The 26088-nt window shown below is 42.9% G+C and carries 17 protein-coding genes, 2 tRNA genes and 2 rRNA genes; 5 read left to right on the forward strand and 16 right to left on the reverse strand.

What is annotated here, in order from left to right:
• Positions 1 to 24: 24 nt before the first annotated feature.
• The 3 genes from wecA to trxA all read right to left on the reverse strand — a co-directional run bounded on the left by wecA (position 25) and on the right by trxA (position 4028).
• Positions 25 to 1110, reverse strand: a complete 1086-nt coding sequence (gene wecA / locus M1F17_RS19300) for a UDP-N-acetylglucosamine--undecaprenyl-phosphate N-acetylglucosaminephosphotransferase (RefSeq protein ID WP_004906107.1) — start codon at positions 1108 to 1110, stop codon at positions 25 to 27.
• 626 nt (positions 1111 to 1736) lie between these two features.
• Positions 1737 to 2996 carry a transcription termination factor Rho gene (rho, locus tag M1F17_RS19305; protein ID WP_004906109.1) on the reverse strand — a complete coding sequence of 420 codons (1260 nt, stop codon included), beginning with the start codon at positions 2994 to 2996 and terminating at the stop codon, positions 1737 to 1739.
• A 705-nt stretch (positions 2997 to 3701) separates the two neighbouring features.
• Entirely contained in the window at positions 3702 to 4028 is a 327-nt protein-coding gene (gene trxA / locus M1F17_RS19310) for a thioredoxin TrxA (protein WP_004906112.1), read from the reverse strand.
• Positions 4029 to 4145: 117 nt separating this feature from the next.
• On the opposite strand from trxA, the gene rhlB reads away from it, so the two are divergent.
• Together rhlB and gppA are read left to right on the forward strand one after the other, a co-directional pair.
• Positions 4146 to 5432 carry an ATP-dependent RNA helicase RhlB gene (rhlB, locus tag M1F17_RS19315; RefSeq protein WP_318837116.1) on the forward strand — a complete coding sequence of 429 codons (1287 nt, stop codon included), beginning with the start codon at positions 4146 to 4148 and terminating at the stop codon, positions 5430 to 5432.
• Positions 5433 to 5443: 11 nt separating this feature from the next.
• The gene (gppA, locus tag M1F17_RS19320; protein ID WP_094962449.1) at positions 5444 to 6946 is read left to right on the forward strand and encodes a guanosine-5'-triphosphate,3'-diphosphate diphosphatase; all 1503 of its coding nucleotides are present in this window, start codon (positions 5444 to 5446) and stop codon (positions 6944 to 6946) included.
• 52 nt (positions 6947 to 6998) lie between these two features.
• Here gppA and rep read toward each other — a convergent pair whose 3' ends face one another.
• A complete protein-coding gene (gene rep, locus M1F17_RS19325; protein WP_318837117.1) occupies positions 6999 to 9023 on the reverse strand; it encodes a DNA helicase Rep in 2025 nt (674 codons plus the stop codon).
• Between the two features lie 329 nt (positions 9024 to 9352).
• Complete coding sequence (ilvC, locus tag M1F17_RS19330) at positions 9353 to 10825, reverse strand: ketol-acid reductoisomerase (RefSeq protein WP_181488803.1); 1473 nt, start codon at positions 10823 to 10825, stop codon at positions 9353 to 9355.
• Positions 10826 to 10999: 174 nt separating this feature from the next.
• Here ilvC and ilvY point away from each other — a divergent pair, with 174 nt between their 5' ends.
• Positions 11000 to 11896, forward strand: coding sequence for an HTH-type transcriptional activator IlvY (ilvY, locus tag M1F17_RS19335; RefSeq protein WP_004906122.1), 897 nt, complete (start codon positions 11000 to 11002; stop codon positions 11894 to 11896).
• Here the strand turns inward: ilvY and ilvA are convergent.
• The 6 genes from ilvA to ilvL form a co-directional block, all read right to left on the reverse strand.
• Positions 11888 to 13462: a threonine ammonia-lyase, biosynthetic gene (gene ilvA / locus M1F17_RS19340; protein ID WP_144140410.1), complete on the reverse strand. Its 1575-nt coding sequence runs from the start codon at positions 13460 to 13462 to the stop codon at positions 11888 to 11890. The genes ilvY and ilvA overlap by 9 nt on opposite strands.
• 2 nt (positions 13463 to 13464) lie before the next feature.
• Complete coding sequence (ilvD, locus tag M1F17_RS19345; RefSeq protein ID WP_094962446.1) at positions 13465 to 15315, reverse strand: dihydroxy-acid dehydratase; 1851 nt, start codon at positions 15313 to 15315, stop codon at positions 13465 to 13467.
• 67 nt (positions 15316 to 15382) lie between these two features.
• Positions 15383 to 16309: a branched-chain amino acid transaminase gene (locus M1F17_RS19350; RefSeq protein ID WP_318837118.1), complete on the reverse strand. Its 927-nt coding sequence runs from the start codon at positions 16307 to 16309 to the stop codon at positions 15383 to 15385.
• An 11-nt stretch (positions 16310 to 16320) separates the two neighbouring features.
• Complete coding sequence (gene ilvM, locus M1F17_RS19355) at positions 16321 to 16590, reverse strand: acetolactate synthase 2 small subunit (protein WP_004906129.1); 270 nt, start codon at positions 16588 to 16590, stop codon at positions 16321 to 16323.
• The gene (gene ilvG, locus M1F17_RS19360; RefSeq protein WP_206277687.1) at positions 16587 to 18233 is read right to left on the reverse strand and encodes an acetolactate synthase 2 catalytic subunit; all 1647 of its coding nucleotides are present in this window, start codon (positions 18231 to 18233) and stop codon (positions 16587 to 16589) included. The genes ilvM and ilvG overlap by 4 nt, the downstream gene beginning before the upstream one ends.
• 132 nt (positions 18234 to 18365) lie before the next feature.
• Entirely contained in the window at positions 18366 to 18467 is a 102-nt protein-coding gene (ilvL, locus tag M1F17_RS19365) for an ilv operon leader peptide (RefSeq protein WP_071524553.1), read from the reverse strand.
• Positions 18468 to 18946: 479 nt separating this feature from the next.
• Here ilvL and M1F17_RS19370 point away from each other — a divergent pair, with 479 nt between their 5' ends.
• On the forward strand, positions 18947 to 20473 hold the full coding sequence (locus M1F17_RS19370) for a YifB family Mg chelatase-like AAA ATPase (protein ID WP_180312202.1): 1527 nt from the start codon (positions 18947 to 18949) through the stop codon (positions 20471 to 20473).
• Between the two features lie 77 nt (positions 20474 to 20550).
• On the opposite strand, the gene M1F17_RS19375 is transcribed toward M1F17_RS19370, so the two are convergent.
• Positions 20551 to 20889 carry a DUF413 domain-containing protein gene (locus M1F17_RS19375; protein ID WP_036958821.1) on the reverse strand — a complete coding sequence of 113 codons (339 nt, stop codon included), beginning with the start codon at positions 20887 to 20889 and terminating at the stop codon, positions 20551 to 20553.
• A 112-nt stretch (positions 20890 to 21001) separates the two neighbouring features.
• Here M1F17_RS19375 and hdfR point away from each other — a divergent pair, with 112 nt between their 5' ends.
• The gene (gene hdfR, locus M1F17_RS19380; protein ID WP_004906133.1) at positions 21002 to 21841 is read left to right on the forward strand and encodes an HTH-type transcriptional regulator HdfR; all 840 of its coding nucleotides are present in this window, start codon (positions 21002 to 21004) and stop codon (positions 21839 to 21841) included.
• 571 nt (positions 21842 to 22412) lie between these two features.
• Here hdfR and M1F17_RS19385 read toward each other — a convergent pair.
• The 4 genes from M1F17_RS19385 to M1F17_RS19400 all read right to left on the reverse strand — a co-directional run bounded on the left by M1F17_RS19385 (position 22413) and on the right by M1F17_RS19400 (position 25976).
• Positions 22413 to 22488, reverse strand: a tRNA-Trp gene (locus tag M1F17_RS19385).
• Positions 22489 to 22496: 8 nt separating this feature from the next.
• Positions 22497 to 22573: transfer RNA gene (locus tag M1F17_RS19390), tRNA-Asp, on the reverse strand.
• A 59-nt stretch (positions 22574 to 22632) separates the two neighbouring features.
• Positions 22633 to 22748 (reverse strand): 5S ribosomal RNA (gene rrf, locus M1F17_RS19395).
• Between the two features lie 144 nt (positions 22749 to 22892).
• A 23S ribosomal RNA gene (locus M1F17_RS19400) occupies positions 22893 to 25976 on the reverse strand.
• Between the last annotated feature and the right edge of the window lie 112 nt (positions 25977 to 26088).

The raw sequence follows: 26088 nt of genomic DNA on the forward strand, positions 1-26088 counted from the left end.
AGAACCTCTATTTTCGTTTTGTCGTTACCGTACTGCTCCTCTACGTGCTCTACGTCTCACTCGCTTAATAAAACGGGCGACTTTCCAAGCTCGTTTGATGCAGTAACCATACATCATAAATACAAGCAAAAATAATGCCAACATTACCCATTCAGGTACAAATGTTAAGTGTTCACCAATAATACCGACACATGCTAAAGCGGCCGCTGATAGTGTAATCAGTACAAATGCCCCTTTTGGTGTAAAACCAGAACGCATAATTAAATGATGAATGTGCTGGCGATCGGGTGAAAATGGGCTCATCCCTTTACGAATTCGACGATACATAATGGCAACCATGTCCATTAGCGGGATCGCAATAATCCATAAAGCGGTAACTGGGTTAATCGGATGTACTTCTTCTTGGGTCGAAGCCACAAGGATCCAAATAATAGTGAACCCAATCAGCGTACTTCCCGCATCTCCCATGAAAACTTTAAAACGACGGCCTAGCACACCTAAATTAAGAAGAATATAAGGAAGGATAGCTGCAATAAAGGCAAAACACCAAAATGCTAACGCATAGTTACCGTTTTGATATAGCAAAAAGCCGAGAGCGCCAAAAGAAACAGAAGATAAGCCACCGAGTAACCCATCAATGCCATCAACCATGTTAAAAGCATTAATTGCTGCCCATACTGCAAATAGGGTAACGATATAACCGAATGGACCCAGTACCAGTTCCCATGGGCCAAAGGCATGACCGAGTGAATCAAGTTTCAACCCTGCCGCTGTCATCATAACAACCGCAACGATCGCTTGAATACCAGCCCTTAGTTTCACACTGATGTCAAACCTATCATCTAATGCGCCAATAAAGACTAATAACCCTGCACAAGCGATATATAGCCACTTATGAGGGATATATTCTCCGGTAATATAAAACGCAAAACAGATCCCAAAGAAAACGGAAATTCCCCCAACAAGAGGAACTAATCCTACGTGTTTCTTTCTGAAATTAGGTTTATCAACTAACCCGATTTTTATTGCAACAACTCGAGCCAGAAAAATAAAAACTAATGAAAACAAGAAAACGTAGAAGAGATTGGTTACAAAGTGTATGGTGTCCACTGTTTGACTCTCTTAATCTTTATATTTAACTTTCAAAACTAATTTTTTAGCGAATGCAGATAAACCAGCATACGCCAATGCATTATCATCTTGGTACTAAAATTCGCTATAAGACGAATCTTTATTCATAAAGAGATTCCTGTAACATTATTAGTTTTTACACTTTATTAGTGTGTTTGATTTAATAACGAAACATCCGGTAATTTTATACTGAATAGCTGCAATATGCATGCCATAAAAGCAATACTCTAAAGTTGAGTTAATCGATTGATGTTTAAATAGGCGCTTGATGATTAAATAATAAAGTGGCGAAAATAAATTTAACGCTAATCACAAAATAAATATCTCCATGAATTTGTCTTTTAATTCAATCAATTAAAGAATGTTCGTTAGTATTTCCTATCGTTTATTATTAATTTTTTAATAAAAACTCCATCTGCTACCCAATGCTATTTATAAATGAACCAAATAAAACATGTTCTTAATTTATTGAAAATAAATCAGTAAAATATTAAACCTGCTTAATATGGTAGGCTTTAATTTTTATACACCACTATCGAGTATGAAAACAAAAAAAAGGTGCCATAACAGGCACCTTTTTTATAATACGTAGAGAACCTTAACGGTTACGCTCTTTTCATAAAATCAAAGAACTCTTCGTTGGTTTTTGTCATCGCTAACTTACTGATGAGGAACTCCATCGCATCGATTTCGCCCATTGGGTGAATAATCTTACGTAGGATCCACATTTTTTGTAACTCATCTTGCGATGTAAGTAACTCTTCTTTACGCGTACCTGAACGGTTGTAGTCTATTGCAGGGAAAACACGTTTTTCTGCAATCTTACGAGATAGGTGCAGTTCCATGTTACCTGTACCTTTAAACTCTTCGTAAATAACTTCATCCATCTTAGAACCGGTATCAACCAGTGCAGTTGCAATGATTGTCAGGCTTCCACCTTCTTCAACATTACGAGCAGCACCGAAGAAACGTTTTGGACGGTGTAATGCGTTAGCATCCACACCACCGGTTAATACTTTCCCAGAGGAAGGTACAACCGTGTTATATGCACGAGCTAGACGCGTAATAGAGTCGAGTAAAATGATAACGTCTTTTTTATGTTCAACTAGACGTTTCGCTTTTTCAATCACCATTTCAGCGACTTGGACGTGACGTGCTGCAGGCTCATCGAAAGTTGAAGCAATAACTTCACCTTTAACCAAACGCTGCATTTCTGTCACTTCCTCAGGACGTTCATCGATCAACAGAACCATCAGAACGCAATCAGGGTAATTGTGTGCAATATTCGCTGCAATATTTTGCAGTAACATTGTTTTACCGGCTTTCGGTGGAGCCACAATCAGACCACGTTGACCACGACCGATTGGAGCCGCTAAGTCTAGTACACGAGCAGTTAAATCTTCAGTTGAACCATTACCACGTTCCATGCGCAGACGACGGTTTGCATGTAATGGAGTGAGGTTTTCGAAAAGAATTTTACTGCGGGCATTTTCAGGTTTGTCGTAATTAACTTCGTTGACTTTCAGGAGGGCAAAATAACGTTCACCTTCTTTAGGAGGACGAATTTTTCCTGAAATTGTGTCACCTGTACGTAGGTTAAAACGGCGGATTTGGCTAGGAGAAACGTAGATATCATCAGGACCTGCGAGGTAAGAACTGTCTGCTGAACGGAGGAAACCAAATCCATCCTGCAATATTTCCAGTACGCCATCGCCGAAAATATCTTCGCCACTTTTCGCATGCTGCTTCAAAATAGAGAAAATAATATCCTGCTTTCTCATACGGGCTAAGTTCTCTAGCCCCATGTTTTCGCCTAACGTAATCAATTCTGATACTGGCGTATTTTTTAATTCGGTAAGATTCATAATGGTGGGTTCTTTAACTCGGGGTAATTCTCGAACTATGAACGTAAATTGACGGCAGCTTACTATTAAGTGCCAGTTTAACTTTATACTGCCCTGTTGCTCACTAATTTTTACCAAAAGCAAACAACAATGCAAAAAAATCTTGTGCTAGCCATTACTAAGATTGCTCTAACATTTGACTGCAACTCATCTTGATGATGTGTGACATATTATTAGAAACACACACAATATTAGCAATAGTTTTTTGTACATTTAGGACAACATCCATCCCAATATCGCAAATTTAATGTCAGATTAGCATTAAAAAACACATAATTGCTAAAGACAAACCTGTCCCACTTCGTTTTTATATCCCTATGATATAAAAATATTGAATTTCATTGCGTTCGCTTATGCGCTATCTTTAATTCATATGAGAGATGCATTGAAACCGAAGATATTGAATACTGCTATAACTCAATGTCTAAACTTTCAATTTTCATATTTAAAATCATTACGCCATCAGTTTTTTGATCAATAACAATCATCACAATACTGAACTAACAAGCTAGATATGTAAGATAAGAGCAATGGAATACAAGGTAATTCATATGGGTGCTATACGAGGAATGACGATAACTTATCATGCTTAAGTGAAGACGTCTAGCGGCTCTCTAGATAAAATAGATATACCGCTAAACGTTTTAGCTTACATATAACGATAACTTACAGATTTTCGTCTAAAAATTCTTTCAGTTGCGTTTTTGATAATGCCCCAACTTTCGTTGCTGCGACTTCACCATTTTTGAATAAAAGCAAGGTCGGGATACCACGAATTCCATATTTTGGAGCGGTAGCAGGGTTTTCATCAATATTCAGTTTTGCGATGGTCAGTTTGCCTGTATATTCTTCAGCAACTTCATCAAGAATAGGCGCGATCATTTTACAAGGACCACACCATGCTGCCCAAAAATCGACGAGAACAGGTGAACTTGCATTCAGAACTTCAGTTGCAAAACTTGCATCAGTTATATGTATAATTTTATCGCTCATGTTGTACTCCAAAGGATCATCTTTTGCAGACTTAGTGTAACATTATTGGCAGCAGTATGCTTTATTTCAAAAGATACACTTTCGTAAACCAACCGTTAACTGATATTCTAACATACTATGAGTAAAGCACACTTGACAGAAAAGAAGTTTTCCGACTTCGCATTGCACCCTAAAGTCATTGAAGCTCTGAATAAAAAAGGCTTCAATTTTTGCACGCCTATACAGGCGTCCACCTTGCCTTTTACTGTCGAAGGCAAAGACGTGGCGGGTCAAGCGCAAACTGGTACAGGTAAAACGTTAGCTTTTTTAACGTCTACATTCCATTATTTATTAACTCACCCCGCTATTGAGGGTAAAAAAGCGAATCAGCCTCGTGCGCTGATTATGGCACCGACACGCGAACTCGCGGTACAAATTTATTCGGATGCGAAAGAGCTAGCTGAGTACACTGGCCTGAAAATGGGGCTAGCCTACGGTGGTGACGGCTATGATGAGCAGCTTAAGGTTTTACAAAACGGTGTTGATATCCTTATTGGTACAACAGGCCGTTTAATCGACTACGCGAAACAAGGCCATGTCGACTTAAGTGCGGTTCAAGTTGTGGTACTTGATGAAGCCGACCGCATGTATGATCTTGGTTTTATTAAAGATATTCGCTGGATTTTCCGTCGTATGCCAGGTGCTGCAGAAAGGCTTAATTTGCTGTTTTCTGCAACTTTATCTTACCGAGTAAGAGAATTAGCTTTCGAGCAAATGAATAACCCTGAATATGTTGAGGTCGAACCTTTACAAAAAACAGGTCATCGTATCAAAGAAGAGTTATTTTACCCTTCTAATGAAGAAAAAATGCGCTTACTCCAAACGCTTCTTGAAGAAGAGTGGCCAGAGCGTTGTATTATTTTCGCCAATACAAAACACCGTTGTGATGATATTTGGGCGCATTTAGCTGCCGATGGTCATCGTGTAGGTTTGTTGACCGGCGATGTCGCACAAAAAAAACGACTGCGTATATTAGAGCAATTCACACAAGGCCATTTAGATATTTTAGTAGCAACTGATGTTGCAGCTCGTGGTTTACATATTCCATCAGTTACTCATGTATTTAATTACGACTTACCTGATGACTGTGAAGATTACGTACACCGTATTGGTCGTACTGGTCGTGCTGGTGAAAGTGGAAACTCAATTAGCTTAGCCTGTGAAGAATATTCACTTAACCTCCCTGCTATTGAAGAATATATTCAACACTCAATCCCTGTTAGTAAGTATAACAGTGATGCATTATTGAGCAATTTACCGGCACCAAAACGCCGTCATCGCCCACGTCCTGGAGGCCAGCGCCGTAATTCAAATTCGCAGCGTCGCCACAATGGCCCACGTAACAACCATAAACGTCCAGGCTGAGTAAAAACGATATGCTGAAATCTTCTTCTCTTTATGCCGCCATCGATTTAGGCTCAAACAGTTTTCATATGCTAGTCGTACGTGAAACCGCTGGTAGCATTCAGGTGATCTCTAGGGTTAAACGCAAAGTTCGTCTTGCTGCAGGGTTAGATAACAATAACCTGCTTTCTAAGCAAGCAATGGAGCGAGGCTGGCAATGTTTACGCCTGTTTTCGGAACACTTACAAGATATTCCGAATACACAAATTCGTGTTGTCGCGACTGCGACTTTGCGTTTAGCTAAAAATGCCGATGTTTTCATCGAAAAAGCCAGTCAAATTTTAGGAAACCCTGTAAAAGTTATTCAAGGGGAAGAAGAAGCTCGCTTAATTTATCAAGGTGTTGCTCATACAACTGGTGGGCCAGATCAACGCTTAGTGGTTGATATTGGTGGGGGAAGTACTGAACTTGTTACAGGTACTGGCGCAAAAGCGGAGCAACTCTATAGTCTTGAAATGGGTTGTGTGACTTGGCTTGAACGCTACTTTGGCGATAGAAGTTTAACCGAAGAAAACTTCTCAGCGGCTCAAGCCGCTGCACATAATGTCATCGCCCCTATTGCAGAGTCACTCAAGACACATGGGTGGAAAATATGTGTTGGAGCATCCGGTACTGTACAAGCCATTCAGGAAATCATGATTGCCCAAGGCATGGATGAACTGATCACCCTTTCTAAGTTACAACAGCTTAAGCGCAAAGCCATTCAATGCCAAAAACTTGAAGAGCTTGAAATTGACGGCTTAACCTTCGAACGTGCCCTTGTTTTTCCAAGCGGCTTGTCTATTTTGATTGCTATCTTTGAAGCATTAGACATTGATAACATGACACTTGCTGGCGGAGCACTTCGTGAAGGGCTTGTCTATGGTATGTTACAGCTTCCTATTGAGCAGGATATTCGCGCTCGTACCGTTCGCAATATTCAACGGCGCTTCCAAGTCGATATCGAACAAGCTGGCCGAGTCCGTCAACTTGCAGAATATTTTTATTTACAAGTCGCGAAAGATTGGGGCTTAGATACACGCTGTCGTGATTTACTATCGAGTGCATGCGCCTTACATGAAATCGGCTTGAGTGTCGATTTCCGTAAAGGCCCCGAGCACGCGAGCTACCTCATAACACACCTTGATTTACCAGGCTTCACTCCAGCTCAAAAACGGTTACTTGCTGCATTATTGAAAAATCAGCAAGGCCCTGTCGATTTAACACCATTAAGCCAACAAAATGCGCTACCCATACAGCATGCATATGATTTATGTCGTTTACTCCGCCTCGCCATTATTTTTGCGAGCCGCAGACGGGATGATACCTTGCCTGCACTAAGACTTAATGTGAATGCACAGAGGTTAACCATTACACTGCCTTATCGTTGGTTATCTGATCACCCTCTACGAGCGGAAAATTTACAGCAAGAAGTTCAATGGCAGGGCTATGTGAATTGGGTTTTAGAGTTGGAAGAACGTAATAGTTCAAATTGATAATATATTCCACACTAGACCTACTCTAGTGTGGAAATTCAATTAGTTGTGGTTACTCACTTTTTTTATTTAGCCCTAAACGCGCTTTAATATCGGCTAAAGCTGATTGCCCTTTCTGCATACGCTCCTGCGCACTAACCACTTTACGCTGTTGCTCCCATTGTAAATCATCTTGTGGCAATTCAAGGAGAAAACGGCTTAATTCGGGACGGATCAATTCACCATATTGACGACGCTCACGACAATGAGAAAAGAATAACTCTCTTTGCGCTCTTGTGATCCCTACATAAGCTAAACGGCGTTCTTCATCAATATTATTTTCATCAATACTGCTTTGATGTGGCAGCAGCCCTTCTTCCATACCGACCAAAAAAACATAAGGAAATTCAAGGCCTTTAGACGCATGCAACGTCATGAGTTGAACTTGGTCTGATTCTTCATCATCCTCACCACGCTCCATCATATCGCGCAGCGTAAAGCGTGTAACCACTTGGCTCAATGTCATTGGGTCATTGAGATCATCACCTTCCACCATTTCACTCATCCATGTGAACAATTGGTTGACGTTTTTCATTCGCATTTCAGCAGCTTTAGTACTGGTCGACGTTTCATATAACCAGCTTTCATAATCCATTTCGCGCAGTAAATCACGCACCGCAATTAAAGGTTCACGTTCCGACGTTCGAACAATACTGTCCATCCAATGAGTGAAACGCTGTAATGCTTCTAATCCTTTGCCTTTTAAAATTTGTTCAAGCCCTAGATCAAAGCTGGCCTGATATAAGCTTTTCCCACGCTGGTTTGCCCATTCCCCAAGTTTTTGGATAGTTTTAGGACCAATTTCTCGACGTGGAGTATTTACTATGCGTAAAAAAGCACTGTCATCTTCAGGGTTAGTTAATACTCGCAAATAGGCTAATAAGTCTTTAATTTCAGGGCGGGAGAAAAACGAAGTCCCCCCCGAAATGCGATACGGAATACGATTTTGCATCAACATTTTTTCAAAAATACGCGATTGATGGTTACCGCGATACAAAATGGCGTAATCTTTATATTCCGTCTTATTAATAAAATGGTGTGCAATAAGCTCCCCAATCACTCTTTCGGCTTCATGGTCTTCATTGTTTGCCGTAAGAACCCGAAGTGGCGCTCCATATCCCAATTCAGAAAATAATTTTTTTTCAAATATATGAGGGTTATTGGCAATTAAAATATTTGCAGCCTTTAAAATTCGTTCAGATGAACGGTAATTTTGCTCAAGCTTAATGACATTTAACTTAGGGAAGTCCTGATTCAATAAAACCAAGTTTTGTGGCCTTGCGCCACGCCATGAATAGATTGACTGGTCGTCATCACCCACAACCGTAAACCTTGCTCGCTGCCCCACAAGCAATTTAACCAACTGATATTGGCTCGTATTGGTATCTTGATATTCATCCACCAGCAAGTAGCGAATTTTTTGCTGCCAGCGTTCACGAACTTCTTCATTTTGATATAACAACATGGTAGGTTTGCTGATTAAGTCATCAAAATCCAACACATTGCAACTTTTCAGATGAAGTTCATAGCGGCGATAACACTCGGCAAAATGATGCTCTTTCTCACTCCGTGCTTGGCCTATAACTTGTTGTGGCGAGATAAGATCATTTTTCCAATTAGAGATCGCTGAGATCAATTGTTTGAGTAAGTCTTTATCTTCTTCTAGCAAGTCAAAAGTGAGTTCTTTCAACAATGCCATCTGGTCTTGGTCGTCAAATAGCGAAAAGTTGGCTTTAATACCCAGCGCTTTATATTCACGCTTAATAATTTCCAAGCCTAATGTATGGAAGGTGGATATGATCAAACCACGCGCTTCTTTTTTACCCAAGGTTTGTGCCACGCGCTCTTTCATTTCCCGCGCCGCTTTATTGGTGAAAGTCACCGCTGCAATTTGCCGAGGCTGATAACCGCATTGGCGAATTAAATGCGCAATTTTATTGGTAATAACACGTGTTTTGCCTGACCCAGCCCCCGCCAATACAAGGCACGGGCCATCGACAAATTCAACTGCCTGCTGTTGGCTAGGATTCAATCGCATGGCTTCTCTACATCACTCAGTTATTCAAAAAGGAATTCGCTACAGATTGTAGCAGAAACCGACCCAACTCTTGAGCAACGATCTTCTCTATTTATAAAAAACAAAAAACCACATCATCCATCCGAATAATGTGGTTTTGTTCTTTTTCTTTTATAACATCAATGCATTTTTCTAAACTATTGCAAGAGAAAACATGGTGATTATCCAAAGCATTTCGCGTTCTAGGTAGGAAGCAAATAAGATTATCCCAAGGAGCATACTAAAGTATGTGACTTGGGTAATCTTAAGAAGCTGACACCCCTAGAGCGTGAAAGGGGAAGGATAATGAGTTAGCCGACCGCAATCTTCTTCATATCCGTCATATAACCACGTAACGTCTTACCGATTTTCTCGATAGGATGGTTACGGATAGCTTCGTTGATATCACGTAACTGTGCATTATCAGTGCCATTATCGGCAACTGGTTTCGCTAAATCCCCTGCTTGTAACTTCGTCATGAAATCCTTCAGCATTGGCACAACTGCGAATGAGAACAGATAGTTACCATATTCTGCAGTATCAGAGATAACCACGTTCATTTCATATAAACGTTTACGAGCAATGGTGTTCGCAATCAGTGGTAATTCATGCAGTGATTCATAGTAAGCCGATTCTTCTAAGATACCCGCTTCTAACATCGTATCGAACGCTAATTCAACACCCGCTTTAACCATAGCAACTAACAAAACACCGTGGTCGAAGTACTCTTGTTCTGCGATTTTCCCTTCATATTCAGGGTAATTTTCAAATGCTGTTTTGCCTGTCTCTTCACGCCATGTCAGCAAGTTTTTATCATCATTTGCCCAGTCTGCCATCATGGTTGCAGAAAATTCACCTGAAATGATGTCATCCATATGTTTTTGGAACAATGGCGCCATAATGGTTTTCAGTTGCTCAGATAACGCATAAGCACGTACTTTCGCAGGGTTAGACAAACGGTCCATCATCAGCGTGATACCGCCCTGTTTCAGCGCTTCAGTGATAGTTTCCCAACCAAACTGAATTAATTTTCCTGCGTAGCCTGGCTCAACACCGTCTGCAACCATTTTGTCGTAACTCAGTAATGCACCCGCTTGCAGCATTCCACACAGAATAGTTTGCTCGCCCATCAGGTCAGACTTAACTTCTGCAACAAATGAGGATTCCAGAACACCTGCACGGTGGCCACCAGTCGCTGCTGCCCACGCTTTGGCAATCGCCATACCCTCACCTTTCGGGTCATTTTCTGGGTGTACTGCAATCAGCGTTGGAACACCAAAACCACGCTTGTATTCTTCACGAACTTCAGTACCTGGGCATTTTGGCGCTACCATCACAACAGTAATATCTTTACGAATTTCTTCGCCAACTTCAACAATGTTGAAGCCATGTGAATAACCCAGTGCTGCACCTTGTTTCATCATAGGCTGAACAGCACGAACAACGGTTGAGTGCTGCTTGTCTGGCGTTAAGTTAATAACCAAATCAGCGGTAGGGATCAGTTCTTCATAAGTACCAACTTTGAAACCATTTTCTGTCGCTTTGCGCCATGAAGCACGTTTCTCTGCAATTGCTTCATCACGTAATGCATAAGCAATATCTAAACCTGAATCACGCATATTCAGGCCTTGGTTTAAACCTTGCGCTCCACAACCGACGATGACGATTTTTTTACCTTTCAGAAAACCTGCTTCATCTGCAAACTCTTCGCGCTGCATAAAGCGGCACTTGCCTAACTGAGCTAACTGCTCACGCAAATTCAATGTGTTAAAATAATTCGCCATTGTCATACTCCATTGTTCTGTTGTGTTCGTTATGTCAGGCAGTCTGCCTGTCGCTCATTTTTGAGCGTTTATGGATTTACTATATGCGATGTTTCGCATTGCTTAAATTGATATATTAACAATACAATGTTGCAATATCTGCAACGCCATTAATTATGTTAATTAGAGGGCAAAATGGACATTCGCGATCTCAAGCTTTTTTTGCATTTAGCACAAAGTTGCCACTTCGGGCGCACATCTAAAGCGATGCATGTCAGCCCTTCCACGTTGTCTCGACAAATACAACGTCTCGAAGAACAGCTTGGTCACCCACTATTTGTGCGAGATAACCGCTCAGTTAAATTGACCCAAGCAGGGGAACACCTTAAGCAATTTGCCCAACAAACATTATTGCAATATCAACAACTGCAACATGCTCTCAACCAGCAAAGTCCATCGCTCAGTGGGGAACTACATCTTTTTTGCTCAGTTACAGCAGCTTATAGTCATTTACCCGAAGTTTTAGATAAATTCCGTGCGCTACACCCATTAGTGGAAATTAAACTCACGACAGGGGACGCAGCGGATGCTGTCGAAAAAGTGGAAACTCATGAAGCTGATCTTGGCATCGCTGGGAAACCCGAGCGCTTACCTGATAACGTCCGTTTTGCAAAAATCGGCGAAATCCCTCTCGTTTTGATTGCGCCATCACTACCCTGTGCTGTACGAAGCATGGTAACAGAAGCGGAACCTGATTGGTCTACCGTCCCCTTTATCCTGCCTGAGCACGGCCCATCTCGTAAACGTATCGAACTCTGGTTCCGTCGCCATAATATCAATAACCCTGTCATTTATGCGACGGTATCAGGCCATGAGGCAATTGTGTCAATGGTGGCTTTGGGATGCGGTATTGCCTTGATTCCTAGTGTGGTCGTTGATAACAGCCCAGAACCCGTACGCAGCCGTATTTCACAGCTCGATAATATTTCAATGGTAGAACCTTTTGAACTCGGCGTTTGCCTATTAAGCAAACGCCTGAGTGAACCATTAATTAAAGCGTTTTGGGAATTACTCCCAGACAACTCAATCTAAGGTTCTTTGGCTATCTTGCGGCGCTAAGAAAAAACGGAAAGACGGGTTTCCTGTTTCATCATGATATTCATAACCTAACGCATCAAGATGCCTATCAAAACGTACTTCTGGCCCAGCCAGTTCAAACGCCGCCAGCACTCGCCCATAATCTGTACCATGGCTGCGATAATGAAATAACGTAATATTCCAATGAGTCCCAAGTGTCTCTAAGAATCTCAGTAATGCACCTGGAGACTCTGGAAATTCAAAGCTATACAATCTTTCATCTAATGGCTTTGATGGGCGACCACCAATCATATAACGCACATGAAGTTTTGCCATTTCATCATCTGATAAATCATCGACTTCATAGCCGTTACTTCTAAGTTCTTGGATAATCTCCGAGCGCTCGCCATCACGGCCACTTAAACGCACCCCAACAAAAATACAAGCACGGTCAGGATCGGCATCCGTATATCGATAGTTAAACTCCGTAATGGCTCGATGGCCTAGTAACTGGCAAAAACGTAAGAAACTCCCTTTTTGCTCAGGAATGGTCACTGCCAGCAAAGCTTCTCGTTGTTCACCAATTTCACAGCGCTCAGAAACATAACGCAGCCCGTGGAAATTCATATTCGCACCGGACAAAATATGTGCTAAACGTTCGCCTTTGATGTTGTGCTGCTGTACATATTTTTTCAATCCAGCCAATGCCAAAGCGCCTGAAGGCTCTGCTATCGCGCGAACATCTTCAAAAATATCTTTCAATGCTGCACAAATGGAATCACTATCAACAGTGATAACATCATCAACATATTGCTGGCACAATCTGAAGGTTTCATCGCCAATACGTTTGACTGCCACACCTTCTGCGAACAAGCCAACACGCGGTAAATCAACAGGGTGCCCAGCCTCCAATGCCGCTTTTAGACAGGCGGCATCTTCAGACTCCACACCAATAATTTTAATCTCTGGCATTAACTGCTTAATAATCACAGCGACGCCCGCAATTAACCCACCGCCACCTACTGGGATAAAAATTCGGTCTAAATGAACATCTTGTTGCAATAGTTCCAGTGCTATCGTAGCTTGGCCTGCAATGACTGAAGGGTGATCAAAAGGTGGAACGAAGGTGTAGCCATCCTCTTCTGCCATTGTAATGGCTTTCGCTTTCGCTTCATCAAAATTAGCGCCATGTAAAATAGCTTCGCCACCGAAGCTTCGTACTGCATCCACTTTGATATCTGCTGTTGCGACTGGCATGACGATTTTTGCTTTCACACCCACACGGTTTGCCGATAATGCAACGCCTTGAGCGTGGTTCCCTGCAGAAGCGGTCACCACACCTTTGCTTTTTTGCTCTTCGGTTAAACTCGCAATCATGGCGTAAGCACCACGGAGCTTAAAGCTATGTACAGGCTGCCTATCTTCGCGCTTTACTAAAATGGTATTGCCCAAGCGTGAAGATATTTTATCCATCTGTTGAAGAGGCGTTACTTGTGCAGCTTCATAAACCGGCGCACTTAGCGCCGCTTTTAAGTAATCGGCTCCGGTTGGGGCAGCCGGTAATGGTTTTGCTGCAGCCACAATTAGCCCCCTAATTTCGACTTGTCACGAACAGCACCTTTGTCTGCGCTCGTCGCCAAAGAAGCGTAAGCACGCAGAGCAAAAGAAACCTCACGCTGACGATTACGCGGGGTGTAAGCTTTATCGCCTCGAGCTAATTCAGCTTCACGGCGTTGATTCAATTCGCTTTCACTCACATCCAGCACCATCGTTCTTTTTGGAATATCAATATCAATAATATCGCCATCTTGAACTAATGCTAATAAGCCACCACTCGCTGCTTCTGGCGAAATATGACCGATAGAAAGGCCAGAACTACCACCCGAAAAACGGCCATCCGTTATTAATGCGCAGCTTTTCCCTAATCCCATTGATTTGAGGTATGAAGTTGGATAAAGCATTTCTTGCATGCCTGGACCACCTTTTGGCCCTTCATAGCGAATAACAACCACATCTCCTTCAACGACTTTGCCACCCAGAATGGCTTCTACTGCGTCATCTTGGCTTTCAAACACTTTGGCTGGGCCACGGAATGTTAAACTGCCTTCATCAACTCCAGCGGTTTTAACAATACAGCCATCTTCTGCAATATTTCCAGACAGAACAGCCAGCCCTCCATCCAAACTATACGCATGCTCAATACTACGGATACACCCATTCTCACGGTCAGTATCCAATGATGGCCAGCGGCAATTCTGTGAAAAGGCTTTTGTCGTACGGATCCCAGCAGGGCCTGCGGAAAACATTGATTTAACAGACTCGTCCTTCGTTAACATCACATCATATTGCGCTAATGTTTCTTGGAAGCTTAGCCCTAAAATATTAGTTACGTTTTCTTGCAACAAACCTGCACGGCTCAGTTCACCTAAAATACCAATAACACCACCAGCACGGTGAACATCTTCCATATGGTATTTTTGTGTACTCGGTGCAACCTTACACAAATGCGGAACTTTACGTGATAAACGGTCGATATCATCCATGGTGAAATCAATTTCGGCTTCCTGAGCCGCCGCAAGCAAATGCAGAACTGTGTTAGTTGAACCACCCATCGCAATATCCAACGTCATCGCATTTTCAAATGCAGATTTATTGGCGATATTGCGTGGTAACGCACTTTCATCATCTTGTTCGTAATAGCGTTTAGTTAATTCAACAATGCGCTTACCTGCATTGATAAATAAAGTTTCGCGGTCTGCATGAGTCGCTAATAATGAGCCATTTCCTGGTTGAGATAACCCCAGTGCCTCAGTTAAGCAGTTCATTGAGTTTGCAGTAAACATTCCTGAGCAAGAGCCACACGTTGGGCATGCTGAACGTTCTATTTGCTCGCTATCTGCATCGCTCACATTTGGGTTCGCCCCTTGGATCATGGCATCAACCAAATCGAGCTTGATAATTTGGTCTGAAAGCTTAGTTTTACCCGCTTCCATTGGGCCACCCGAAACAAAAATAACCGGAATGTTGAGGCGCAATGACGCCATTAACATGCCTGGCGTGATTTTATCGCAGTTTGAAATACACACCATGGCATCCGCACAGTGTGCGTTTACCATATATTCAACCGAGTCTGCAATTAATTCACGAGAAGGTAAGGAATACAGCATTCCGCCATGTCCCATGGCAATCCCATCGTCAACTGCGATTGTATTAAACTCTTTCGCAACACCACCTGCATTTTCAATTTGCTCTGCAACTAATTTGCCTAAATCACGTAAATGTACGTGGCCTGGAACAAACTGTGTGAATGAGTTAACAACAGCAATAATGGGCTTTCCAAAATCAGCATCGGTCATGCCTGTTGCACGCCATAATGCACGAGCCCCAGCCATATTACGACCATGAGTTGTTGTTGCTGAACGGTACTTAGGCATATCTTTAACTCCCGTGTTTAAAACAGGCGGGGAACGTCCGCCTGTAACATCTATTTCAATTTAATTATTAAGGGTTTACTGGATCTAACCAGCCCCATTTATCTTCTGTTGTGCCATCAAATAAGCCAAAGAATGCTTGCTGAATTTGCTTGGTTACTGGGCCACAACGACCAATGCCGACTTGGATACCATCAACGCTACGTACTGGCGTAATTTCGGCAGCTGTGCCTGTCATAAAGACTTCATCAGCAAGATAAAGAGATTCGCGTGATAGTGTTTGCTCACGAACTTCAATACCCAAATCTTTTGCTAACGTTAAAATTGCATCACGTGTAATACCTGGTAATGCAGAGGATGTGAACGGAGGTGTATGCAGGATGCCGTCTTTCACCTCAAAAATATTTTCCCCTGCACCTTCTGATAAATACCCATGAACATCTAATGCAATACCTTCTTGGTAACCATGACGACGAGCTTCGCTACCAACTAGCAAAGAAGATAAATAATTACCTCCTGCTTTCGCCCCTGTAGGGATAGTATTTGGCGCCACACGGTTCCAAGAAGACACCATCGCATCAATACCTTGGTCTAACGCTTCTTCACCTAAATACGCCCCCCATGGGAACGCCGCTAAAATAACATCGGTTTTGTAACCGTCTGGTGGGTTAACGCCCATACCAACATCACCAATAAACACTAATGGACGAATATACGCACTGACTAAGTTATTTTTACGCAAAGTTGCACGGCAAGCTTCCATTAACTCTTCAACGCTATAGCTGACAGGCATACGGTAAATTTTCGCTGAATCATGCAAACGTTGCATATGCTCACGGTGGCGGAAGACCACAGGACCTTTATGTGAGTCATAACAACGGACGCCTTCAAACACCGATGTACCATAGTGCAGAGCATGAGACATAACATGAACCTTTGCATCAGCCCATGGCGTCATTTCACCGTTAAACCAAATAAAGTCAGCTTTCTTAGTCATTTGTATATTCCTTACATTGCACTTTGTGTGCGTAATAGTCGTGATTCTTGTTGTAGTACTTCAACTTCTGTAATGTCTGAAAGCTTAGTTAACTGTGCACAAAGCTGAGTTAATGGCCTTTGACTACTTACAGTGAGTTCAATATTAACATTGTCGCCGTCTGTTGATTGCCCCATATTCATGGAATTAATACGAAATCCACGATGGCGAGTGACCCTTAATATACGCTCTAAAACCTCAGGACGGAAACGGGCCAATATCGAGATTTGATGTTGCATCATAATGGTTTCTCCATCATTTTTTCATTACTAGCCCCAGGTGGAACCAACGGCCAGACATTTTCTAGTTCATTAATTGATACCTGTAATAAATAGGCACCTTCGCTATTCAGCAATTCATCTAATGCAGCATTAACTTCTGACTTATCAGTAATTCGTTGGCCTTTGATACCAAACGCACTGGCTAATGCCACAAAATCAGGGTTATCCGTCAAAATCGTTTCACTATAACGCTGCTCAAAAAACAGTTCCTGCCATTGGCGAACCATGCCTAAGCGTTGGTTATCGATCAAAAGGATTTTTACAGGAAGTTGCTTACGTTTGATGGTTCCCAACTCTTGGACATTCATCATAAATGACCCATCCCCAGATACACAGACTACAGTATCCTCAGGCCTAGCAACCTGTGCACCAATTGCCGCAGGGATACCAAACCCCATGGTGCCAAGCCCACTAGAGGTTAAGAAATTTTCAGGGCCATCAACGGTGATATGCTGTGCTGACCACATTTGGTGTTGCCCTACATCGGTGGTCACAACCGTATTTGGTTTCATTTTATCCGACAGCTGTTTCAATAACAGTGGCGCATAAATAGGTTCACCAGGATGGTCATAACGCCAACCAAACTCTTTTTTAAGTTGCTGAACTTCCTGCTGCCAAGGTTCAATTGATTTTTTAAGCATTAATTCAGGGAGTAATACTTTTGCATCACCATGTAGCGCAACATGTGTTTGACGTAATTTGTCTAATTCTACGTGGTCTATATCGATATGAATCACTTTGGCGTTCGGTGCAAAAGTATTTAACTTACCTGTTACCCTATCATCAAAACGAGCACCAACAGCGATGAGCAAGTCACAGCGTTGCACTGAAATATTGGCTGCTTTAGTACCATGCATACCTAACATGCCTAAATAGTTTTCATCTAAAGGGCTCACGGCACCAAGCCCTTTTAACGTTGCAACTGAAGGAACACCTGTAAACTCAATAAATTCACGTAATTCTTTAACGGCACCAGACATTCCAACACCGCCACCAACGTACAACATAGGCTTTTCTGATTGTTCTAATAGCATTCTTGCCTGTTGTATTTCAGATAAAGGTGAAGTGACTTCTTGCTCTACCGGCATTAAAAATGGAGACAACTCAGCTCGTTGTAGCTGAATATCTTTCGGAATATCAATCAGTACAGGACCAGGACGCCCACTATTTGCGATTGCGAAAGCCTCAGCAAGAATGCGAGGTAAGTCCTCGATATCTTCAACCAAAAAACTGTGCTTAGTACAAGCTAAGGACAACCCTAAAACATCGATTTCTTGAAAGGCATCGGTTCCAATAAACTCAGAAGCAACCTGCCCAGTAATGGCGACAACAGGAACGGAATCTAACAATGCATCAGCCAATCCCGTGATAACATTTGTTGCGCCAGGACCCGATGTTGCGATACATACCCCTGTTTTCCCTGTTGAACGTGCATATCCAATCGCAGCAATTACAGCCCCTTGCTCATGTCGACACAACAAATGCTCAACTCCGCCATCATACAATGCGTCATAAACTGGCATAATTGCGCCACCAGGATACCCAAATACGGTATCAACTCCCTGTGTTCGCAATGCTTGAACTAACCATTGTGCTCCGTTCATGCTTTATCTCCTGTCCGTCTACTTTATCTATTTGTATTTGTTATGTTTTATTTAGTGTGTTTGCATTCATCAACATTTATGTCAAAAAAAACCCCGCGCCTTTCGGTGCGGGGTTCTCGTGAGATCTGGCTGTTATTTTAGCCTTCGTCGTCCAAGTGCAGCCCCGCACGGTGGGATAATAATCACCACCACGCTAATAATAATTAGGCTAACTGCTTGGATAAATGCGTTCATGAGTTTTACTTTTTCAATATTCTTAATTATCTATTATTTAGAGTTATCATTTTAAAATCGTTTTGACAACTTTTATTTAATTTATTTATTTTCAAAACATTAAATTATTTAAAAATCATATCGTTATCAACAAATTAGCATTATAAACTGCCTAAACTACCGTTTCTCAGTAAAATTCAATAGAATACATAGCATAATCAGCTACATCATCCGCACCAGCCATTCAATACCATTAAGATTCACGCCAAAAAACTAATTACTTTTTCTTATGAATATCCAAGTTCAGTATAGCTTCCACTCTTTATAAAATTAACGCAATCACTGTTATAACAAGTCCTCGAAGCTACTCGACGCAAATTGAAACAGCCTAGTAACTAAGCAATTAAATTATCGAGCAGCTTCGCAAATATGTTATCAACTCAAGATAAACAAACCTAATTTCAGCAGAATATTACTCTGTAAAAAATATTGGAGGGCTTATGACATTAGCAATTGTTTACACTAGAGCATCAATTGGGTTAGAAGCACCTCTTGTTACTGTTGAGGCACATATTAGTAATGGGCTTCCAGGTTTAACACTTGTTGGGCTACCAGAAACAGCAGTAAAAGAAGCAAGAGATAGAGTTCGAAGCGCTCTACTAAATAGCGGGTTTGAATATCCAGCTAAAAAAATGACGGTTAATTTAGCCCCAGCAGATTTACCAAAAGAAAGTGGTCGGTATGACCTTGCCATCGCTATTGCCATACTCGCATCATCAGGGCAAATCCCCCACGATCCATTAAAACAATATGAATTTTTAGGCGAACTTGCTTTGTCTGGCGATGTTCGCTATGTCAACAGTGCTATCCCAGCGGCCCAATCAGCATTAAAACAACAGCGCTCTTTAATACTATCAACGGAGAACCAACACCAACTAGGCCTACTTCCAGATAATAGCGTTTATTTCACGACATCCTTATTAGAGCTCTGCCATTTTTTACATAACAAACACACATTAGTTTGTAATCAACAAGTTCATCAAGCATCTATCCCAACCAAGCAAGAAGGTGATATCAACGATATTATTGGTCAAGAACATGGGAAACGGGCATTAGAAATCTGTGCTGCAGGTGGACACAATTTACTCTTGTTAGGTCCTCCGGGGACAGGAAAAACTATGCTAGCAAGCCGTCTAATGACTTTACTCCCCCCATTAACCTCTCAAGAAGCCTTAGAAGTTGCTTCACTACATAGTTTAAGTGAAAACACAAAAGAAGACATGAATTGGCCAATAAGGCCTTTTAGAGCACCCCACCATAGTGCATCAATTGCCGCTTTAATTGGCGGTGGCTCTCTTCCCAAACCTGGTGAGATCTCACTTGCACACCATGGTGTTTTATTTTTAGATGAATTACCCGAATTTAGCCGCTCGGTATTAGATTCTTTACGAGAACCTCTAGAATCTAGAAAAATTAGCATTTCTCGAGCAAAAGCAAAAGTTTGCTATCCTGCGAGTTTCCAGCTAATTGCGGCCCTAAATCCTAGCCCAACAGGCCATTACCAAGGAGAAATGAGCCGCTCAGCTCCTACTCGCATACTACGTTATCTTTCACGCATATCAGGGCCTTTTATTGACCGATTTGATCTTTCAATAGAGATTCCATTGTTACCTCTCGGTTCATTAAGTAATCAAACTAACCAAGGTGAAACAAGTGAACAGGTTAGACAAAGAGTCATCGAAGCCAGAAATAGGCAACTTAGGCGAGCTGGAAAAATTAATAGTTTACTAACACCAAGAGAAACCACACAATTTTGCCTGCTAACAACAAAAGATGCGTTATTCTTAGAACATGCATTAAATAAGCTAGGTCTTTCCATTCGAGCTTGGCACAGAATTTTAAGGGTTGCTAGAACAATCGCCGACCTTAATGCCGCAGAAACTATTGAACGTTCAGATTTATTAGAAGCTTTGGGGTATCGAGCAATGGATAAGTTATTGCTTCATTTGCAAAAACAAGTAAGCTGAGAAGAGTGGACAGATAAGTACTTATTATCCCGTAGAAATAAAGGGACCGAAGTCCCTCTTATCATACGATGATAATATTAATCATCTGTATCAGTGTAGTCTTCCGATGGGTCTATCTGCGGTTTACCGCCAGATAAAGTATGGAAGCGTTTTGGACGGTTAATACGGCTAGAATATTTTGTCCAAACTTTTTCTTCTGGGGTAGCTGGTTCACGTTCACCACGGCATACAGCGACGAAAAGTTTTTCTTCTTCTGTCTGAGGTGCACGCTTACCTGTATCAAGCTCATTAAAAGCTTGGCCGAGACGTTCTAGCAACTGAGCTTCTTTAATGGTGAAATCACCATGACGAGAAAAGCCACGTGGGTAATGTTTGTTATCAAAAAAACGATTAGTCGTGATGAAGCTATCTGCCATCTGACACACTCCTAACTTATTACAGTCAAACTCTATATGGCGCGGAGTATTAGACAGCATTGACAATCTGTAAAACAAAACATTTAAATCACCACGACAAAAATAATTGGAGATGCATGTGGACAGCGAGTTATTGAGAACTTTTTTAGAGGTCAGTAAAACTAGGCACTTTGGTCGAGCTGCAGAATCACTCTATTTAACGCAATCAGCGGTTAGCTTCCGTATTAGGCAACTAGAAACACAATTAGGTACAAGCCTATTTACGCGGCATAGAAACAATATCCGGTTAACAGCTGCAGGAGAAAGGCTTGTTCCATATGCTGAATCGTTAATGAATACCTGGCTGCAAGCTAAAAAAGAAATATCTCATGCCTCACAACACACAGAGCTTTCTATTGGTGCAACAGCTTCACTCTGGGAAGGTTATCTAACTGACTGGGTAGAAGAACTTTATAATCAACATGATGAACTGCGGCTCGAAGCTAGGGTTTCAACGCGCCAGTCTCTTGTTAAGCAACTACATTCTAGAGAATTAGACTTATTAATCGCAACTGAACCGCCTAAAATGGATGAGTTTGAAAGTACAATCATCGGTACGATTGACTTACAACTCATGGCTTCCCAAAAAAATATTGCACTCACAAAATATAATTTTATAAGGCTTGAATGGGGTGCTGACTTCCATCCCAAAAATGAACCTTCATTAACTCAAGATGACACACCTGTTATGATCACTACCTCAGCCCATATTACCCGCCAATTACTTCCTGTATCGCTTTCAGCGGCATTTTTACCTGCTCATTGGGTATATCAATATCCAGGCTTAAAAACGCTCTCAGAAACCTCAATAAACAAACCTTTGTATGCAGTTTGGCTCCAGAAAAATGATCAGCAAGCTCTTATCAATCAACTGATTAAAACTCCAATAAAAAATGCACAGTTAAGTGAATAAAAATAGGAAGGTGAGTAAAGATTTCACTCACCTTCCTATGATCCCATAAATAAACTATAGATCTCTGCAAAATAATCTTAATTGATACTTCATTTTATTTTTTAATCAGATATATCAATAACAGATAACTGACCAATATTCATACAGAAATACAATGACATTTTGCTTCTTCAGCAAGGTAATTTGTGATCTTAATAAAAATTAAACCACCAACTTTATATATATGCTCATTTTTCTAACTTAAATATTGAACACAACAAAATATCATTCAACCTGTGAATACTATTGAGAAGTATAAAGTCGTAAGTAACAACTCACTGATGATGCGAAAAATAAATATAAAATGATGAAAATAAAAAGTAGCTGGGAGAACGTAACGTCACAGTGTATTTAAATAGTGAATACGATTAAGAGATACAAAACAGTGGGATGGTTAATGGGATAAAATAAATTGAAAATTAGCAGAAGGGGAAAATAACTTTATATTTATAGTCACACGAATAAAGAAAAACCCGATTAAGCTAATCGGGTTATCAATAGATACTTCTTTTATTATTACTTAATTGGTAACTGGCAGGGGCGGAGAGACTCGAACTCCCAACACCCGGTTTTGGAGACCGGTGCTCTACCAATTGAACTACGCCCCTAAATTAAGTGGCGGAACGGACGGGACTCGAACCCGCGACCCCCTGCGTGACAGGCAGGTATTCTAACCAACTGAACTACCGCTCCACTTATTCTTTTGCCTTTCGGCTGTTTACTGCTTATTGAGCAATAAACCTTTAATTAATGTCTGGCAGTTCCCTACTCTCACATGGGGAGACCCCACACTACCATCGGCGCTACGGCGTTTCACTGCTGAGTTCGGCATGGGGTCAGGTGGGACCACCGCGCTATTGCCGCCAGACAAATTCTGTTTTGTTCCCGTTTGCGCTTATTACTCTTCGCAAACCAGAACCTCAATCTCAAACAAGCTGCGTGTCCTTCACCTTGCGGCTTCTCACGTTCTCTGAAAAACAACTCTATCTCTCTAAAACACCTTCGGTGTTGTCAGGTTAAGCCTCACGGTTCATTAGTATTGGTTAGCTCAACATATCGCTATGCTTACACACCCAACCTATCAACGTCTTAGTCTTAAACGTTCCTTTAGGACCCTTAAAGGGTCAGGGAAGACTCATCTCAAGGCAAGTTTCCCGCTTAGATGCTTTCAGCGGTTATCTCTTCCGCACTTAGCTACCGGGCAATGCCATTGGCATGACAACCCGAACACCAGTGGTGCGTCCACTCCGGTCCTCTCGTACTAGGAGCAGCCCCTTTCAATCTTCCAACGCCCACGGCAGATAGGGACCGAACTGTCTCACGACGTTCTAAACCCAGCTCGCGTACCACTTTAAACGGCGAACAGCCGTACCCTTGGGACCTACTTCAGCCCCAGGATGTGATGAGCCGACATCGAGGTGCCAAACACCGCCGTCGATATGAACTCTTGGGCGGTATCAGCCTGTTATCCCCGGAGTACCTTTTATCCGTTGAGCGATGGCCCTTCCATTCAGAACCACCGGATCACTAAGACCTACTTTCGTACCTGCTCGAGCCGTCACTCTCGCAGTCAAGCTGGCTTATGCCTTTGCACTAACCGCATGATGTCCGACCATGCTTAGCCAACCTTCGTGCTCCTCCGTTACTCTTTGGGAGGAGACCGCCCCAGTCAAACTACCCACCAGACACTGTCCGCACCCCAGATAATGGAGCAACGTTAGAACATCAAACATTAAAGGGTGGTATTTCAAGGTTGGCTCCACGCAGACTGGCGTCCACGCTTCGAAGCCTCCCACCTATCCTACACATCAAGGCTCAATGTTCAGTGTCAAGCTATAGTAAAGGTTCACGGGGTCTTTCCGTCTTGCCGCGGGTACACTGCATCTTCACAGCGAGTTCAATTTCACTGAGTCTCGGGTGGAGACAGCCTGGCCATCATTACGCCATTCGTGCAGGTCGGAACTTACCCGACAAGGAATTTCGCTACCTTAGGACCGTTATAGTTACGGCCGCCGTTTACTGGGGCTTCGATCAAGAGCTTCTCCTTACGGATAACCCCATCAATTAACCTTCCAGCACCGGGCAGGCGTCACACCGTATACGTCCACTTTCGTGTTTGCACAGTGCTGTGTTTTTAATAAACAGTTGCAGCCAGCTGGTATCTGCGACTGGCTTCAGCTCCATGAGTAAATCACTTCACCTAATGCCAGCGTGCCTTCTCCCGAAGTTACGGCACCATTTTGCCTAGTTCCTTCACCCGAGTTCTCTCAAGCGCCTGAGTATTCTCTACCTGACCACCTGTGTCGGTTTGGGGTACGATTAATGATAATCTAGAGCTTAGAGGCTTTTCCTGGAAGCGGGGCATGAGCTACTTCATCACCGTAGTGACTCGTCGTCGGACCTCAGCATGTAGTGAACCGGATTTGCCTAATTCACCTGCCTACATCCTTAAACCGGGACAACCGTCGCCCGGATAGCCTAGCCTTCTCCGTCCCCCCATCGCAATTATCACCAGTACGGGAATATTAACCCGTTTCCCATCGACTACGCATTTCTGCCTCGCCTTAGGGGTCGACTCACCCTGCCCCGATTAACGTTGGACAGGAACCCTTGGTCTTCCGGCGTGCGGGTTTTTCACCCGCATTATCGTTACTTATGTCAGCATTCGCACTTCTGATACCTCCAGCATGCCTCACAGCACACCTTCACAGGCTTACAGAACGCTCCCCTACCCAACAATATTTACATATCGCTGCCGCAGCTTCGGTGCATAGTTTAGCCCCGTTACATCTTCCGCGCAGGCCGACTCGACCAGTGAGCTATTACGCTTTCTTTAAATGATGGCTGCTTCTAAGCCAACATCCTGGCTGTCTGAGCCTTCCCACTTCGTTTCCCACTTAACTATGACTTTGGGACCTTAGCTGGCGGTCTGGGTTGTTTCCCTCTTCACGACGAACGTTAGCACCCGCCGTGTGTCTCCCGTGATAACATTCTTCGGTATTCGTAGTTTGCATCGAGTTGGTAAGTCGGGATGACCCCCTAGTCGAAACAGTGCTCTACCCCCGAAGATGAGTTCACGAGGCGCTACCTAAATAGCTTTCGGGGAGAACCAGCTATCTCCCGGTTTGATTGGCCTTTCACCCCCAGCCACAAGTCATCCGCTAATTTTTCAACATTAGTCGGTTCGGTCCTCCAGTTAGTGTTACCCAACCTTCAACCTGCCCATGGCTAGATCACCGGGTTTCGGGTCTATACCCTGCAACTTATTCGCCCAGTTAAGACTCGGTTTCCCTACGGCTCCCCTATACGGTTAACCTTGCTACAGAATATAAGTCGCTGACCCATTATACAAAAGGTACGCAGTCACCCCATCCTCAAATGTCCCGCTTGGCTTTGCGGCCAATCTTGCCCGATTTTTTAACTTCCGCTGCTCATGGACTTCGATGTCCACTGCGCTGCGGCTTGAAAAAATCGACCAACCTTGTTGGCAAATCCTGCGCTGTTATTGTGATGGTTTTACACCCTCACTCAATTGCCGAGGCACTTGAGTGATGGGGCTCCCACTGCTTGTACGTACACGGTTTCAGGTTCTATTTCACTCCCCTCGCCGGGGTTCTTTTCGCCTTTCCCTCACGGTACTGGTTCACTATCGGTCAATCAGGAGTATTTAGCCTTGGAGGATGGTCCCCCCATATTCAGACAGGATAACACGTGTCCCGCCCTACTCGTCGAGTTCACAACACTAACACCTTCGGATACGGGGCTATCACCCTTTACTGCCGGACTTTCCAGACCGTTCTCCTGATGCTAATGCTGATTAAGACTCTGGGCTGCTCCCCGTTCGCTCGCCGCTACTAGGGGAATCTCGGTTGATTTCTTTTCCTCGGGGTACTGAGATGTTTCAGTTCCCCCGGTTCGCTTCGTTTGACTATGTATTCATCAAACGATAGTGCAACGGATTGCACTGGGTTTCCCCATTCGGAAATCGTCGGTTGTAACGGTTCATATCACCTTACCGACGCTTATCGCAGATTAGCACGTCCTTCATCGCCTCTGATTGCCTAGGCATCCACCGTGTACGCTTAGTCGCTTAACCTCACAACCCGAAGGTGTCTTCTGACAACGAGTGACTGCACGTCATGATTTCTTCGTTGGGCAGTGCGCGCAATGCTCACGTACCTAAGTACGCTGCGCTTGCTGTGCGCTGG

Origin of the sequence: Providencia sp. PROV073 (genome assembly GCF_033688125.1) — a bacterium.
Taxonomy (GTDB): Bacteria; Pseudomonadota; Gammaproteobacteria; order Enterobacterales; family Enterobacteriaceae; genus Providencia; species Providencia hangzhouensis.

Coding starts and splice junctions, on each gene's coding strand:
- ilvL (WP_071524553.1), bottom strand. CDS start 18,467: ATGAACGCATTTATCCAAGCAGTTAGCCTAATTATTATTAGCGTGGTG.
- ilvG (WP_206277687.1), bottom strand. CDS start 18,233: ATGAACGGAGCACAATGGTTAGTTCAAGCATTGCGAACACAGGGAGTT.
- trxA (WP_004906112.1), bottom strand. CDS start 4,028: ATGAGCGATAAAATTATACATATAACTGATGCAAGTTTTGCAACTGAA.
- ilvY (WP_004906122.1), top strand. CDS start 11,000: ATGGACATTCGCGATCTCAAGCTTTTTTTGCATTTAGCACAAAGTTGC.
- ilvC (WP_181488803.1), bottom strand. CDS start 10,825: ATGGCGAATTATTTTAACACATTGAATTTGCGTGAGCAGTTAGCTCAG.
- ilvM (WP_004906129.1), bottom strand. CDS start 16,590: ATGATGCAACATCAAATCTCGATATTGGCCCGTTTCCGTCCTGAGGTT.
- gppA (WP_094962449.1), top strand. CDS start 5,444: ATGCTGAAATCTTCTTCTCTTTATGCCGCCATCGATTTAGGCTCAAAC.
- M1F17_RS19350 (WP_318837118.1), bottom strand. CDS start 16,309: ATGACTAAGAAAGCTGACTTTATTTGGTTTAACGGTGAAATGACGCCA.
- hdfR (WP_004906133.1), top strand. CDS start 21,002: ATGCATGTGGACAGCGAGTTATTGAGAACTTTTTTAGAGGTCAGTAAA.
- rho (WP_004906109.1), bottom strand. CDS start 2,996: ATGAATCTTACCGAATTAAAAAATACGCCAGTATCAGAATTGATTACG.
- rep (WP_318837117.1), bottom strand. CDS start 9,023: ATGCGATTGAATCCTAGCCAACAGCAGGCAGTTGAATTTGTCGATGGC.
- ilvD (WP_094962446.1), bottom strand. CDS start 15,315: ATGCCTAAGTACCGTTCAGCAACAACAACTCATGGTCGTAATATGGCT.
- rhlB (WP_318837116.1), top strand. CDS start 4,146: ATGAGTAAAGCACACTTGACAGAAAAGAAGTTTTCCGACTTCGCATTG.
- M1F17_RS19375 (WP_036958821.1), bottom strand. CDS start 20,889: ATGGCAGATAGCTTCATCACGACTAATCGTTTTTTTGATAACAAACAT.
- M1F17_RS19370 (WP_180312202.1), top strand. CDS start 18,947: ATGACATTAGCAATTGTTTACACTAGAGCATCAATTGGGTTAGAAGCA.